Raw genomic sequence first — 14,545 nt, forward strand, 5'->3', positions numbered from 1 at the left:
CCTACAGCAGGCCTAGCGCCTTCAACTCCTCGGTGATCTTGTCCACTGCCTGCTCCGCGTCCTCGGGCTTTCTAGCGCCCGTGCACACGAGTTTGCCGCTTCCGAATAGAAGGACGACGACCTTCGGGACGTCGAGGCGATAGACGAGGCCCGGGAACTGTTCCGGCTCGTACTCGACCTTCTCGAGGCCGAGACCTATCGCGATGGCGTTGAGGTTGAGTTCGGCGCCCAAGTCGCTCGAAGCGACGATGTTCTGGACGGTTATCTCGGGGTGGCGGTTCACCTTGACGCCGCTCGCTTCGATCTTCTGCGTCACGATGTCGACGGCCTTTCCGACGGCGTCGATGGATTTGGCGCCGGTGCAGACGACTTTTCCACTCCTGAAGAGCAGCGCGGCGGTCTTCGGTTCGCGCAGGCGGCAGACGAGGCCGGGGAACTGTTCGGGCTCGTATTCGGCATTGTCAAGTGCAAGTGCGATAGACTGGAGGTCTAGTTCGGAACCGATGGAGGTCGAAGCGACGACGTTCTCGATCTTTATCTTGGCCATGTGGAATCCCTCGTGCCGAGGGGAGTCTCCGCTCCCACGCCGGGTATAAAAGCTATATAAGATGGGCGTTTAAATAGTTTATCTGCAAGCGAAAACAGGAACGGTTTACATATGCGTTTTTAATCTACATGTCAGAATCTATCTCGGTTCCGGGATGCTGGCCGCTGCGATTCCATTCCGCCATCGCAACTACAAGTTCCTGAGGGCAGTCGTTACGCCTTCGAGCCGCGGCAACTCGATGACGGCAAGGATGCGCGTGTGCCCGACGGGGATCGCCTTCAGCGAGTCGGCCATCTTCCGCTCCCGCCGCTTCTCCAGCCGGGCGAAGCCCTTGAGCTTGCGGACATCGGAATCCCACTTCAAGGCGAACTCTCCGGCGGTCGCCGCTTTCGGCGGTCGACGGGCCAGCCTACGCATCTTGAGGCTGTAGCGGACGAGTTGGATGCCGGACACCTCCTCGGTGAACGCGTCGGCGTAGGTGTCGTCATCGAGATCGAGCGCGAACGTCTCGACGCCGGCGGTGAGGGCAAGCCGGACCGCCTCCATGAGATCCGGCGGCGGCACGCCGACGTCCCCGAACCTCGACAGCGCCAAAGAATACCCTTCTTCGACGTCCTCATCGTCCGGTTCCGGCGCATCGGGTCCGGCCGTGATGTATGCCCGTAAGCCCGCCAATTCGTTTTCGGGGATGCCGACGGCGACGCAATCAGGAGCCAGGTCTTGAAACAGCTGGGCAACACGGTCAGCCTCAGAAACGAGTCCGGTGATGGTGCCGAGGATGTGGAAATCCCTCCCGTGCGACTGCACCATTTGGAAGCCGCTTGGGGAAACCACGCGCCGCGAAGCTACACCATGGTTAAAAACGCCGCGCACCGGTCAAGCGAACGCACCTCAACGCTTTTATATGAAAGGGGAGTAGTTGCATCGGGTCCCATTGGTAAGCGGGATAGGATTGAAAGTGGCTGTCACAGCGGTAGGTGTGCTACTCGTCTCGGTCCCCTTGTTCCAGGAGGTCAACGCCTCGTACCTCAAGTCCCTGGAGAACCTGCGCGAGCCCCCGGACCTTCCTCCTCCCGAGAACCCGCCGCCCGTGAATATCAGCGTACCGATCCCTCCCGAAGCCGCGGCCCTCTTTTGCGCCGACTCTCCTAGCGACGAGGTCGAATACCCGGCCGCGAACGTCACAAGCGACGACGCTGGGGCGCCGTCACGTAGCGTCGATGTGCCTGACCTAGCCGTGGGCGGCCGCCTCGAAGCGGGTTGGCGGGACACGACCGCGTTCGTCGCGCGCGTCACCGATTCGGGATCCGCGAGCCTGGCCGAGGTGCAGCAACAACCGCAGCCCTCGCAAGGACGCGACGCCCTCACCGGCCAAGGGAACGACACCTTCCCCGACGTAAGCGGACGGATAACCTTGCAAGTCGACCCCGGCACGTCCTTCCCCCCGAACGCGGCCGTGACGCCGCGATGGGCGGCAATCCTCTGGCTCAAGTTCCGGTGCAGCGAGGTGGTTTGAGCGAACGACGCAATAGAGCGACTGAAGAAGCCGCCGAACCTCCTCCTCGTGTCGCTCGCGGTGGTCGCCGCGACTTCGATCCTGCTCCTCGTCCTGCCGTCGCTTGGCATGCGCCTTGCGGCGTCCGTCATGTTCTCCGTCTGGCTCGCATCGCTTTGCCTCGTCGGGGTGGCCCTCTACGTGCAGTACGTGAAGAGACCCGCAGAAAACGTAGGAGGAGACGAGGAGAGCCCCCCGCCGGCGATAGCAACGCCTCCACAGGCGCCGCCGACGCCTCAACGGCCGGCGCCCCCACCGCCGAGGCCAGCGGCCGCCCCCCCACCGAAGCAAGCGCCCCCCGCCTCTCGGCGAGAGGCACCGGCACCCGCGGAGGCCTCCATCGATCTCTCCGGTTACGAGATACCCGGCGCGGGCGAAAGCATCATCTCGCCAGGCGAGAAGATCACGCTCGTCGTCCGGGCCCAGCCTTCCGCGAACGAACGCTACGTCCGGGTGACGGCGCAAGCAGCCGGCGAGCCGCCGATCGTGGAGCGGGCCCCTGTGTCGCAAACGGGCGAGGCCCGCGTCACCCTGCAGTTCCCCCGGCAAGGCGTTTTCAAGGTGAACGCGGGGTTCGAGAACGGGACGGGAGCGGTGCTCAAGGAGTCCGTCGTGCGCGTCGTCGATTACCGTGAGGCTATCATCCGGCTCTACCACGGTTTCAGGCGTCACGCGCTACGCCTCAACTCGGACTTGAGCCCCCACCTTACCGCTCGCGAACTCGCCGAGACCCTTGCGCAAAGGGGCCAGGGGACGCTGCAAGACCTCGTCGCGATAGTCGATCTCTCCGAGAAAGCCCTCTACTCGGGAAGCCCGGTCCTTCGCACCGATTACCTTCACCTCATCGGCGTCCTCAAGCGGCTTCGGGCCACCGACGTCCTGGAGGGCACGGCGTGAACGCGAGGATCGCCGTTCCCCTGGTCGTCGCCGCGGCGGTCGCTTACGCCTATTATCGGACGGCGTTGGCGCCCACCGAACCGTTCGGACCGCTCTACGAGTGGGCGGCCGTCACGGCGATCTGTCTCGCCCTCATCCTGTTCCACGTCTCCGCCTCCACGAAGGCGCGGCCCGAGGCGGCGCTACCAGGAAAGAGCGTCCGGCATCACAGCCAATCCGTGCGGGCGCTACGCGATCCCTCCTACGAGATACTTCGAGGCCTCCTCTATTCCTTCGTGGAGCGGGGAGAGAACGAGAAGGAGCTTGCGCGAGAACTCGAGCGCCTCTCCTCGGGATTCCCGCCCGGGATGCTCGGCGAGTTCACGACGGGCTCGACGAAGACCGATCGGCGCGCCCGCGCGATAGACCCAGTGGAACGCGAGCGTCGGCTTCAACTTGTGAGGCGCGTCATGGAGCGCCTTGAGGACGGCGGCGTTGGCGGATGAAGGGGCTCGCGCCCTCGAGAAGAGGCCGCCGGGAAACGTCGGCCAGGCCGACCCGATGGCTGCGCCACAGGCTCACCTTCGCCGGATCGTCGCCCAGGTGAGCGAGTACTACCTTGGCAAGGAACGCGTGGTCGACAAGCTCCTCGCGGGCGTACTTGCCGGTGGGCACGTCCTCTTCCAGGATTACCCAGGCCTCGGAAAGACGCTTCTCGTCAAATCCTTCGCAAAGACCGTGGGCGCGGAGTTCAAGAGGATCCAGTTCACGCCCGACATCCTCCCAAGCGACATCCTTGGAAGCAACATCTACGACTCCGAGGCGAAGGCGTTCCGCCTCATGAAGGGGCCGATCTTCACGAACATCCTCCTCGCCGACGAGATCAACCGTTCGCCGCCGAAGACTCAATCCGCCCTCCTGGAGGCCATGGAGGAAAGGCAAGTGACGATAGACGGCAGGAGCCTACCGCTCCCGAACCCATTCTTCGTCCTCGCCACCCAGAACCCCATCGAGCAGGAAGGCACCTACCCGCTCCCGGAAGCACAGCTCGACCGCTTCACCATGATCCTCTCGACGGGTTACCCGGATTCGGTGGAGCTTGAGGGCGAGATCCTCGAAAAGAGGATCGGGTGGAAACGCGACGACCCCACGGACAGGATCCAACCGACCGTGACCCTCGACGAACTGTTGCGGCTGCGCTCCGTCGTCGAGACCGTGTACGTCGACCGGGAGATAATCCTCTACATCTCGAAGCTCGTGCGCGGCATCAGGGCCCACCCCTTCGTCCAAGTGGGCCCAAGTCCTCGAGGCAGCCTGTCGCTTCTCAAAGTGGCGCGCGCAGGGGCGCTTCTAGCAGGACGCGACTACGTAATCCCCGACGACGTGAAGCGTTTCGCACAGGAATGCCTCGTGCATCGCACCATCCTCAAGGTGGAACATGCGCTCGAAGGGCGAACACCCGTCGAGGCGCTCTCCACCGTTCTTTCTAACACGGCGCTTCCGACCGGTCTCGGCGTGAGGAAATGAGGCCCGCCGGGGGCATTCCCCTTGTCACGTTCCCGGTCGCGAGGCCGATAGGGCACGCTGTGGCGCCACCCACCTTGAACTCGGCGACGGAGTGAGGCGATGAGGACCCATCTTTCGCGCGGACCTCTGTTCGGGGCCGCAATGGCAATCGCGCTCGGCGTTTTCCTTGGGAATCCGCCGGTGATGCTTTTTGGTTTCACGTTGCTGGTCGGCGCCCTTGCGGCCGCCGCGCCGGCGACCCTAAAGACGCCAAAGGTCGGGCGTTCCATCCGCGTCACGCGGACGACCCAAGCCACGACCTTCGACGAGGAAAGCGCCGAACTCGAAGGCCTCGAGCTTTCAAAGCCCGGCAGAAGGGCAACGGTCGGTGAGGAGATAGCCGTCGAATGGGACGTTTCCGCGGGCCCCGGCCTCGCCCTCGTCCACGACGACCTTCCCGCGCACGTGGAGTTGACGCACGGCACCAACTTCCGTCTTCACGACTGCGACACGGGCCCTCTCACGTCCTCGTACAGGTTCCGCGCGACGCGCCGCGGGGCCTGCGACGTGCCTCCGACGCAAGTGTACCGCTTCCACCCTTTCGGGCTTGACGAGTCGACCGGTTCCCCCGTCGGGGAGACGGAAACGATCGAGGTCGAGGATTCCACGGCTGAGGTGCTGCGCATGAAGAGGATGCGCGCCCGCGGGAAGACGACGACCCCCGACGAGGACCGGATAACGCAAGGCGTCAAGACCACGGATTTCCGGGAGATCCGCCAATACTCGATGGGCGACCCGTTGAAGATCATCAATTGGCGGGCGACGGCCAAGCGCTCGACCGGCCCTCGCCTCGAACTGATGGTGAACGAGTACGAGATCGAGGGAAAGCGCGCCGCTTGGTTCTTCCTCGACGCGGGGGCCTACATGGAGGTCGGGACGAACGCCTTGAACCTGCTCGACTTCAGCGCCGACGCTGCACTCGGGCTTGTGAGCTACCTTTCGGAGCGGAATTTCCGCGTGGGCGGCACGATATACAACGCCGCGGAGCCCGTCGTCTTCTACCCGGATACAGGGAGACGCCAATCGATGAAAGTGCGGGACGCCCTTGCGAAACTGCGGCCCGCCGCCACGGCCGACGGGCTACCTGTCGCCGTCGAACGCGTCAAGGGATTCCTCGCGCGCGAGAAACCGGTCGTCTTCGTCCTTAGCCGGGTGGAATGCGCGTACGAGATGAACGTCGAGGGCGTGCGACGCATAAGGAGTTACGCGGGGAGCCGCGCTTCGAGGGCGGCCCCGATCGTCTGGCTTTCGCCGACCGTCGACTCGACGGTCGAAGAATCGGACGAGGCGAGCGGCATGGCCCTCGCGATCCTAGGGTACGACGCGCAACGGAAGGCCCGCGCGCTTCGACGCCTCGGCGTCTCGCTTCTCCAATGGGACCCCTTCGAGGAGCCCGTGGGGTCGGCCTTGATGAGGGGGATCGAGCGTTGAGGCGAGCGCTTTCGAAGGAAGCGACGCGGCTTTCGCGCCTCCACATGGGTGTCTCCCTCGGGGCCTCGCTCGTACTGCTCCTTCTCGCTTCATACGCATTGGAGAACTCGGCCGTGGTACAGAACGGGGAGCCGACGAGCATCGCCATGCTTCTTGGGGAGACCGGCTCGGCGCTGCCGCCGTTTCTTGGAGAGCTCGATTCGCTCATTTACGTCCCGCTGGGCTGCCTCGCATTCGGCATCGCCGTCAACCACGGGAGCCGCGGAGCCCGCCCGTTGGGACTCTATCTGGGGGCTTTGTCCGTGGCGGCCCTCGTGACGATCGACGCGAGCATCCTCGATTGGACCGGACTCATCGGAGAGCGGACCGGGCCCCCGACCCTCATCTCGTTCCCCCAGATCGCGCTCGCGGTCACGCTTCCCACGTTCGCGCTTTCTAGTAACGTCTTCGCCCTAGCGGCGCTGCAGGTGGAGCGCCTCGACGAGCGCGGGCCCGTGCCAGGAGACCTTGTCCGACTCCACGAAGCCCAAGTGAGGGAGGCTTTGAAGACGCTCGGCGAGACGGCGGCCATGGGGCTCGTCGTCGGCACCATCGCCGTCCTAGGAGTTCGCAACGCCGCAGGCGTGGACATCGGTCTTGGCGACAACGCGGCCCTCGTTGGGGGGTTGATGACGTTTGTGGTCGCATTGCTTTTCGGGCGGAGTTTGATTAAACAATCAATCCACAAATAGGTTAAAAAGCGGGTCGCTAAAATTTTGCATAGATGCGAGGTGGCATCATGCAGTTGGCAGGAAAACACAAATTGGGTGCGATATTGGCCGCGACCGCTCTTCTTGCAGTCGCAGTCGGAGTTGCTCAAGGAAGCGATTGGACCGAGTACACGGGCACGATCGAGTCGAGAAGTGCCTACCTCCTCGGTGTTGCCGATGGGGCGGAGCGCGTCCAGATACGGTTCGCGCCGTCGGAGGCCGATGGAGCGGACCCCGGTGCGGCCTTCGCTCTTTATGACGGCCTCGACAGGTTCGTGGGTTATTACGAACTTGACTCTCAATGGAAGACCGCCGACGTCCTCGTGAAAGGCAGTGGCGCCTACGTCCTCTTCGTCCATGATCTCAAGGACGGCGCGCTCGCCGTCGCCCAGAAGGGGCGCGCCCAGACGACGGCTGACCTCGTGAGACTCGAGGTCAAGTACGACTTCACGCCCATCGCCGAATCCGACGGCGGATCCGGCTTCAAGACCATCGCGAGCTTCAACGCGGACGACGTCCCGAAGGCCGCGGCCATCGAGTACACCGGCGACGCGACGAACTTCCGTTCCGAACTGTCAAGCTCCGAAGGCGTCGTCCACACGGCCATCGACGAATACGGGCGGGCCTCCGAACCGGGCGCTTGGACGGAGTGGAAGGGCGAGCGGCACACGACGCCGGCGAACCTCGCCTCCGGTCAATACGACGCGAGGATCAGCGCCGACAGTTTCCAAGGAACGGTATTCGTCGTGACCGCGAGCTACGAACGGCCCGACCTTGATTCCGTGGACGCGGATGAGGTCAGGCCTCACGTGGCGCCCGGTCCGGGCTTCGAGGGCGCGAAGATCTATGGGACGCTGCCCCACGCGAACACGGCCTATGCCTTCGATGTGGTCGAGGGAGCCGATGAACTCGTGATCGCCACCCACTCTTGGGACGCGGTCGTCCGGCTCATCGGTCCGCACGATTCGTCGAGCCAGCTTGTGAGGCTCGATGGCCGCGATTCGCCGGTGGTGAAGGTCAAGATCTCCTCGCCCGGCGAGTGGGTCATCGTCGAGGACGCGCGGCACTTCGGATACTCGAACCAGCCCCACGGCGTCATACTCGGCGTCACTGGAGCGGCGCCCGCGGTAGCGCAACTGCGCGAACTCGGATTCCGCACCGGCGCGGCCAACGTGACGCTCAACGACGATTGGTCGCCCGCGCTTGGAAGGGCGGCGACCGGTGAGTTCAAGCTCCCGGCGGCCCCCCTCGACTTCCTCGTGGGCGGCGCCGGGGTTTCCGTACAACACCGCGTCGCGATCTCGTCGCAGAAGGGAGACGTCTGCTGGAGCCACGCCGAACTCGTCTTTGGCGGCGCCTACTGGTCCGACGGGGGCTACTGCAGGCCCGTGGACTTCGAGAACTGGATCGCCGGCGCCTACAAGATCGTGGCGGAGAACACCCTCTCGATGCCCGACCACGTGGAAGTCAAGTGGACGACCTACGACCGCCACGTCGTGAAGAACGTCGTCAACGGCCCCGCGGCAAAAGAACCGGACTGCCCGGATGAGCCCGAAGAGGCGCCCAAAGCACCCGAATGAATGTGACCAGGATGCGCGATGGGCTTCACCCGTCCTCGCGCATCCGGCCTCCTCCAGCCTAATGACAAAGGCGATTGCATGGTAAGTGTAAGTCGCGCCGATACGCGATTCCCGGTCCGTTCCCCGTGGGCGACCCGTTGGGACGTGTCGACGACGCTTGCGCGGCAGTCGCCTTTGTCATTCGCGTAGCGGAAACCCCCACTAGGCCGCGTTCAACGCGCGGCGTCCGCTACGCAACCTTTCATTCTCCAGATTCTTCCCCCTGGCATCACGTAATACTCTCCCATCGCCGTCCCGTCACACTCCTCCCGTTTCGATCACGTCATACGCTTCTTGCCTTCGCTTCGCGGGACTCGTACCATGCCATGAACTCGCCTTGCCGCCTTGCGAACCCAGTGGCACCCGTGTTTGGCACATGGATCCGTGCCGGCGTCTCGCAACGACGAGCCGTGTCGGCCGTGCGCGAAGCAATGGTCACCACTAGTGGGCACCGAAGCGTGAAGTCCACCGTCTAAGAATCAGCACCTCGCTCATGGACACGAATCACCCTTTTCGACGTTTCAATTCACGTCATCACGCCGATTCCCTCCTTGGAAACCGATTATTTCAATTCCCACGTTTCAACCACCGGTACACAATGCTTATAAGCCCACGTGAGGGAATCTGAGCCGATGAGGCAGGTCTCTAAGGCCGTCCTGGTCGGGGTCACGGTAATCTTGCTTTTTTTCCCGCTGGCCGCCGCCGAGACGACCGAATTGTCCGTCGAGGCGCCTTTCAAAGTGCTCGGCGACACCAAGGCCGAATTCGAGTCCGGGTGGCTTGTCGCATGGGCACCCGAGGGCCGAGACGTGGCGGGCGACGAGTTCAGCCTCTCGGCCAGCAGCATCCCCTTTGCCGAGATCAAGGTCTACAACTACACGACGGAGTGCACCGTCGTCGACTTCAGCAACCCCCCGACTTTCTCGTGCCAGTTCGACCCCGAAGCAAGTCCGGTGGAAGTGGACTACGCGGACGAGGGGCCGCTCTCAGACGTCCGGGTCGAACCGCTTGACGACTTCGTCTTCGTGGCACGCCTCGGCCAGGGGATAGCGGAGGAGGCTCCGGTGACCCGCGGGACCCTCGAGGTCTCCACCATCGAAGAGGGCGACTCTTCGACTTTGAGCGCGCTTGAGTCCAGGCGCTACATCTACGCGACGGCCCAATCCGAAATCTGGTCGGAGACCGAGTGCGGGAGCAGGGTATGCCAACCGTATGGCGTGCGGTTCGAAAAGGATCGGCCGTACCTCGAGTTGGAGAACGGGTTGGCCACCGTCTCGGGTGGATCGCACATCTACATCTTCAACGGCAAGTTGCAGTTCCACGACCTGTCGAAGCCGGATGGCCGAACGACGGAACTCATGGCCGGCAGGACCGCCTACACGGACATGCAAAACGGCATCCCCACCCGGCAAGTGGTCACGGTCACGTGGATAGTGTTGACCGATTGGACCGGCGGCTACGATATCCAAAGCTCATTGCCCATGCGCGCCTTCTCGCAAGGAAGCGAGGTCGTCCAATACAAGGGGCTAATGGACTTCAAAGACCCCACCGGTTCCGCCGCGATCAACGGGAACCTCACGGAATTCGTGGGCGAGGACACGGAGATCGCCGGCGAGATGACCGTGATGGGGATCGACGCCGGCTCCCACCGCTCGGGCGGGACCACGCTGACTTTCCAGGTACTCAACGATGCCGCGCCGCCGATACCCCCGACGCCGCCCCCGATCGTCGAGGACGAAGGCTTCGCGCGTGGCGTCGTCGCCGCGACCGCCGCGACCTCAAGCCTTGGCCTTGCCGCTTACTTCTGGCCTCGCCTCAAATGGCTCGCGACCGTGCCTCTCATACCGCTCTACACGCGAATCGCGAAGGACGAGGTGCTGGAGCACGGCAAACGGGAGGAGATCTACAATCTCATCCGCGAAGAGCCGGGAATCCACGCTCACGAGATCAGTTCCAGGGCGCAGATAGGGTGGGGCACGACCGTGTACCATCTTCGGATGCTGGAGACGAACAAACTCGTTACCGCGCAGTATTCCGGCCGCTACAAGCGGTTCTTCGCGAACACCGGTGGGTTCTCCCAGAACAAGGACATGTACGCGGCGTTGAAGAACCCGACCACCGCGAAGATTGCCCAAGAGATACTCAGGAACCCCGGCATCACGCAGAAGGACATCAGCAAGGCCATCGGCATCACGCCGAGCCTCGTTTCCTGGCACATCGGCAAGTTGGAAGAGGCGAACCTTGTCCGCAGGGTGAAGGAAGGAAGGCTCGCACGGCATTACGCGGGCGACGGGTGGAAGACCTTGAACCTCCAGTTGCCGGGCACGCCCATAGGCGGCGAGGCTCCGCCCGGCGAGCGCGGTGCGGCATAAGTCCGCCCAGGCGCCTCCAGTCTCCTCATTATTCCGAGCGGTCGATGATTCTCTCTTGTGGGATCCGAGGTGCCGGCCCCGGGTAAAGCTTTTTGAGCATAGGCGCCGAATCATAGTCGGTCAGGATGCAGGCCCGTCCGGTCGTCACGGTCTTCGTTCGGCACGAAGGGAGGCTGCTCTTGCTTCGCCGGTCGAACCGCGTCGGGAGTTACCGTGGCCTCTGGGGCACGATAGCCGGGCACATCGAAAAGTGCACTGCCCGGGAGCAAGCGCTTCGCGAGATCCGCGAGGAGACGGGCCTTTCCGAAGGCGATGTGACGCTTTTCGCGGAGGGGCCGTCGTGGACCCTGGAGGACGGCGACCTCGGCATCGCGTGGGTGATACACCCGTTCCTTTTCGAGACCATGGCGCCGCAGAAGGTAAGACTCGATTGGGAGCACACGGCGATCGAATGGGTACGCCCCGAGGGACTTTCCGAGAAGCCTTGCGTCCCCGGTCTATCCGAAAGCCTTTCCCGCGTCCTCGCACAATAAGGGGAGATATTAAGAGTGACAATCCGATGGCGCGCTCGTGCGCGCCACGGTCTTGATCCTTTCCGGTCTTGCCCTCACGACGATCTTCTTCACGCCGGTCCTCGCGCAGAAAAATGGCGAGCCAGTGGACGTGGGCGTCGGTCTTTACGTCATCTCCTTCGGGAACTACGACGTGAACAAGGGCACGTACACGATCGACTCGTACATCTGGTTCCGCTGGGACCCCGCGAAGGCCCCGTCGAACTTCACGCCGCTCGCGTTCGAGTTCATGAATGGGAGGGCCTCCTCGAAAGAGAAGATATCCGACGACATCCTGGAAAGCGGGCAGCGCGAGGTCTGGTATCGCGTGCAGGCGAACCTGTACAACGAACCGGTGTTCCGCGATTACCCGTTCGACCGCCAGGACGTCGCCCTATTGATCGAGGACACCGTCCACTCGACGGATGAGCTCGTCTACCATCCGCTCACGGGTCCCGAGAGCGTTGACAAGGATTTCAGGATATCCGGCTGGAAGATCGAGAACGTGGCGACGTCGAACGGCACGAAGGCGTACCCGTTCGGGGAGGACTACTCGCGCTACTCTTTCGACGTCACGATCGTCCGCGAGCCCACATCGACCGCGATCAAGACGGTACTTCCCCCGCTCGTCTTCATGGCCGTGTCGGGGCTCTCGTTCTTCTTCGGCGCCGACAAGATCGCGAACCGCGTCGGGCTCTCGACCGCGATGCTCATCTCGGCAGTCATGTTCCACATCAGCCAGACCTCGTCCCTTCCGCCGCTCGGGAGCCTCATCCTGATGGACAAGATCATGATCGCGACCTACACGTTCCTTGCAGGTAGTCTCGTCGTCACGACCGTGTTGCAGATCAACCAGGACGTCTGGAAGAGGCCGGACATGAATTCGAAGATAAACCGGTTGGGAGGGGCCGCCACCATCGTGGCGCCTATCGTGACGGCTGCGTTGCTCCTTGGGCTATGAGGCCGCCTCCTGGCCGCGAAGATGGACGGGCCTATTCCACCGGCGCCAAGTACCAAATTGGCTTTAGTGGCAACAGGTTTTGTTCGGCCTCGCGAACTTTCGCATAGTGGTCGATCCAAAGATCGAAGAATCGGTCTGCGTCCAAGAGCGTAATTCGCCGCGTTTCTTGCGCGCGGGCCAAATCCTCGGCATCCTTGGTGAAGCCACCGATTGAAACGTAGAGGCCGACGTCGTCGTGGCCGAGAAGGGACAGAAACGATCGTAGGGTTTCTACATCCACCTTCTGCACCTGGCGTTTGACTTGGACCTTGATGCGCGGCGGCTTTGTGCCGAGGGGGTCATTGCCGGCGATAATATCAACGCCCCCGTCTTTGCCCGGGGGAGCAAGCCAGGAGACATGATAACCCATAGCGCGAAGGAGTGCGGCCACTACTCTCTGGACGTCATAGGGCGGCATGGACCGAAGGTGTTGATCAATCTGGCTCCATGCGAGTTCGTCAGCTTCCTCGTAGGTGGCCGTTGTAAGGGCCGCGGCTGATTCAAGGCCTTGAGGGTCGTCGGCGTCATCAAGGTACTCGGGCTGCGTCGATTTCCATTCCTTGTAAAGTCTACGTGCCTCGTCGTTGAACTTCTCGGGGTCCGTGAAGTCTTCAAAGGCGGCTTTCCCTTCGCGAGTGAGGGTCCACCGCCCTTTGTTTTTTATTAGCCATCCCGCCTTCACCGTCGAGATGGTGGCGAATCGTACTATCTTTGTGTAGCGCGGTACGTTGGGCTCCTTGGGATAAGGCGCCTTTTCAAAATCCGTAAGGTTCAAGATTCTGGGAAGTTCGGCCACGATTTCTTGAACGTGTAGGCCGTCAGGATGATGAAGAAGGAGTTCGAAGGCAGCCCGCTGAAATTCCCCGACGCGCTTTTTCTCAAGTTCCACCAACCGTCTTCACCCCACCGTCTTCTCCCATTTCTTCAACTTGAGGACCTTAGACAAAGTGGAGCCCCGCGCGATCTCCTCTCTCAAGCGGTCCTCCTGCTCCTTCACGTCGACGGCGCGGTTCGCGATCTCCTGCGCCCGCTCGCGCGGCAACACGACGACGCCGTTCTCGTCGGCGACGATCCAGTCATCGGTGCGAACGCGTTGCCCGCCGGCTTCTATCTCGACGCCGATCTCGCCAAAGCCCTTCGGGTCGCCCGCGTTCGGTCGGATGAGGCGGGCCCACGCTGGGAACGCTATCCGCCGGATCTCGTCCACGTCGCGTATCGAACCGTCGATGACGACGCCAGCGAGTCCTTTCGCTTTCGACGTGTGGCTCGCCAATTCCCCCCACACGGCCCTCTTGTCCCCATGCACTTTTACAACGATGATGGTCCCGGGTTCAGCCTGGTCTATCGCCTCCACGGGTTTCGCCCAATCGCCGTCCATCGTGCTCACCGTCAGGGCAGGTCCCACCGCTTTGGCTCCGATGAGAACCGCGTTGATCCCGTCCATGGCGCCCTCCCGGTGCATCGCGTCGCTCACGTTCGGGGAACTGGCGATCATGAGCGCCTCGCGGATCTCCGCTGACGAGAACTTCTTCATGCCGGCGCTCGGCACCGATTTGACCTCGTCGATGGCCTTGCGGATCGCGCGCGTTGCCGCAGTCGCGTCCTTCGCCTTGGTTATCGCTCCGCCCACGATGATTACCGAGGCGCCAGCCTCGACAAGAGGCGCCACCGTCTCGGACGTGAGGCCGCCCGCGACCGCGACGGGTAGCGACGTCGCTTTGACGACGTCCCGTACCATCTCGATGGGCGAGCCGCCCTTCATCTGTTCGTCGACGCCGATGTGGAGAGCGACCAGGTGCGCACCGAGTCTTTCTGCCTCGGCCGCACGTTTCGGTGTGTCTTTGACTCCGATGAGGTCCACGATCACTTTGCCCCCGTATTTTCGCGCCGCTTCCACGGCCTCCATGATGGTGCCGTCATCAGAGACGCCGAGCACGCCAACGACCGACGCGCCGGCCTTGATGGCCATCTCCGTTTCGAGTCCACCCGTGTCCATGATCTTCATGTCGGCGACGATGTCGTTACTTGGGAATTCCTTCCGGAGCGAGCGCACCGCGTCGAGTCCCTCGGACTTGATGAGGGGTGTACCGGCCTCGACCCAATCGGCCCCACCCGCGACAGCCTCGCGCCCGATTTCGAGCGCGCGATGGAGGTTCACGAGGTCGAGGGCGACTTGGAGTTTCACGCGCTGGCCCTTTGATGCTTTCGCGGACGCCGGGGACGAAGCGGTCGCTTTGCGCGTGCCTATCGTGGACGCGCGCGCGGACTTTCGCGCCATG

The 14,545-nt window shown here is 63.0% G+C and carries 14 protein-coding genes; 10 read left to right on the forward strand and 4 right to left on the reverse strand.

The features are described 5' to 3' along the window. Nucleotide 1: 1 nt before the first annotated feature. Nucleotides 2–547 carry a TATA-box-binding protein gene (locus HY556_00895; protein ID MBI4392342.1) on the reverse strand — a complete coding sequence of 182 codons (546 nt, stop codon included), beginning with the start codon at nt 545–547 and terminating at the stop codon, nt 2–4. Nucleotides 548–736: 189 nt separating this feature from the next. Further along, nucleotides 737–1,381, reverse strand: a complete 645-nt coding sequence (locus tag HY556_00900; protein MBI4392343.1) for a hypothetical protein — start codon at nt 1,379–1,381, stop codon at nt 737–739. Between the two features lie 85 nt (nt 1,382–1,466). On the opposite strand from HY556_00900, the gene HY556_00905 reads away from it, so the two are divergent. The 10 genes from HY556_00905 to HY556_00950 all read left to right on the forward strand — a co-directional run bounded on the left by HY556_00905 (nt 1,467) and on the right by HY556_00950 (nt 12,227). Then, nucleotides 1,467–2,063: a hypothetical protein gene (locus tag HY556_00905; protein ID MBI4392344.1), complete on the forward strand. Its 597-nt coding sequence runs from the start codon at nt 1,467–1,469 to the stop codon at nt 2,061–2,063. 48 nt (nt 2,064–2,111) lie between these two features. Continuing rightward, complete coding sequence (locus HY556_00910; GenBank protein MBI4392345.1) at nt 2,112–2,999, forward strand: hypothetical protein; 888 nt, start codon at nt 2,112–2,114, stop codon at nt 2,997–2,999. Continuing rightward, nucleotides 2,996–3,484, forward strand: a complete 489-nt coding sequence (locus tag HY556_00915; protein MBI4392346.1) for a hypothetical protein — start codon at nt 2,996–2,998, stop codon at nt 3,482–3,484. Before HY556_00910 ends, HY556_00915 begins: the two co-directional genes overlap by 4 nt. A 55-nt stretch (nt 3,485–3,539) precedes the next feature. Then, nucleotides 3,540–4,505: a MoxR family ATPase gene (locus HY556_00920; GenBank protein ID MBI4392347.1), complete on the forward strand. Its 966-nt coding sequence runs from the start codon at nt 3,540–3,542 to the stop codon at nt 4,503–4,505. A gap of 141 nt (nt 4,506–4,646) precedes the next feature. Then, entirely contained in the window at nt 4,647–5,975 is a 1,329-nt protein-coding gene (locus tag HY556_00925) for a DUF58 domain-containing protein (protein MBI4392348.1), read from the forward strand. Next, nucleotides 5,972–6,706: a hypothetical protein gene (locus HY556_00930; GenBank protein ID MBI4392349.1), complete on the forward strand. Its 735-nt coding sequence runs from the start codon at nt 5,972–5,974 to the stop codon at nt 6,704–6,706. The genes HY556_00925 and HY556_00930 overlap by 4 nt, the downstream gene beginning before the upstream one ends. A 32-nt stretch (nt 6,707–6,738) precedes the next feature. Then, on the forward strand, nt 6,739–8,304 hold the full coding sequence (locus HY556_00935; protein MBI4392350.1) for a hypothetical protein: 1,566 nt from the start codon (nt 6,739–6,741) through the stop codon (nt 8,302–8,304). A 671-nt stretch (nt 8,305–8,975) separates the two neighbouring features. Beyond that, nucleotides 8,976–10,715 (forward strand): winged helix-turn-helix transcriptional regulator, encoded by a 1,740-nt coding sequence (locus HY556_00940; protein MBI4392351.1) that lies wholly within the window; start codon nt 8,976–8,978, stop codon nt 10,713–10,715. A 125-nt stretch (nt 10,716–10,840) separates the two neighbouring features. Then, nucleotides 10,841–11,248, forward strand: a complete 408-nt coding sequence (locus HY556_00945; protein MBI4392352.1) for an NUDIX domain-containing protein — start codon at nt 10,841–10,843, stop codon at nt 11,246–11,248. A gap of 37 nt (nt 11,249–11,285) precedes the next feature. Further along, a complete protein-coding gene (locus tag HY556_00950) occupies nt 11,286–12,227 on the forward strand; it encodes a hypothetical protein (protein MBI4392353.1) in 942 nt (313 codons plus the stop codon). A gap of 31 nt (nt 12,228–12,258) precedes the next feature. Here the strand turns inward: HY556_00950 and HY556_00955 are convergent, their stop codons facing one another. Together HY556_00955 and HY556_00960 are read right to left on the reverse strand one after the other, a co-directional pair. Then, on the reverse strand, nt 12,259–13,158 hold the full coding sequence (locus tag HY556_00955; GenBank protein MBI4392354.1) for an Mrr restriction system protein: 900 nt from the start codon (nt 13,156–13,158) through the stop codon (nt 12,259–12,261). A gap of 6 nt (nt 13,159–13,164) precedes the next feature. Then, nucleotides 13,165–14,544: an orotidine 5'-phosphate decarboxylase gene (locus tag HY556_00960; GenBank protein ID MBI4392355.1), complete on the reverse strand. Its 1,380-nt coding sequence runs from the start codon at nt 14,542–14,544 to the stop codon at nt 13,165–13,167. Between the last annotated feature and the right edge of the window lies 1 nt (nt 14,545).

The sequence above is a fragment of the Euryarchaeota archaeon genome (genome assembly GCA_016207515.1).
Taxonomy (GTDB): domain Archaea; phylum Thermoplasmatota; class SW-10-69-26; order JACQPN01; family JACQPN01; genus JACQPN01.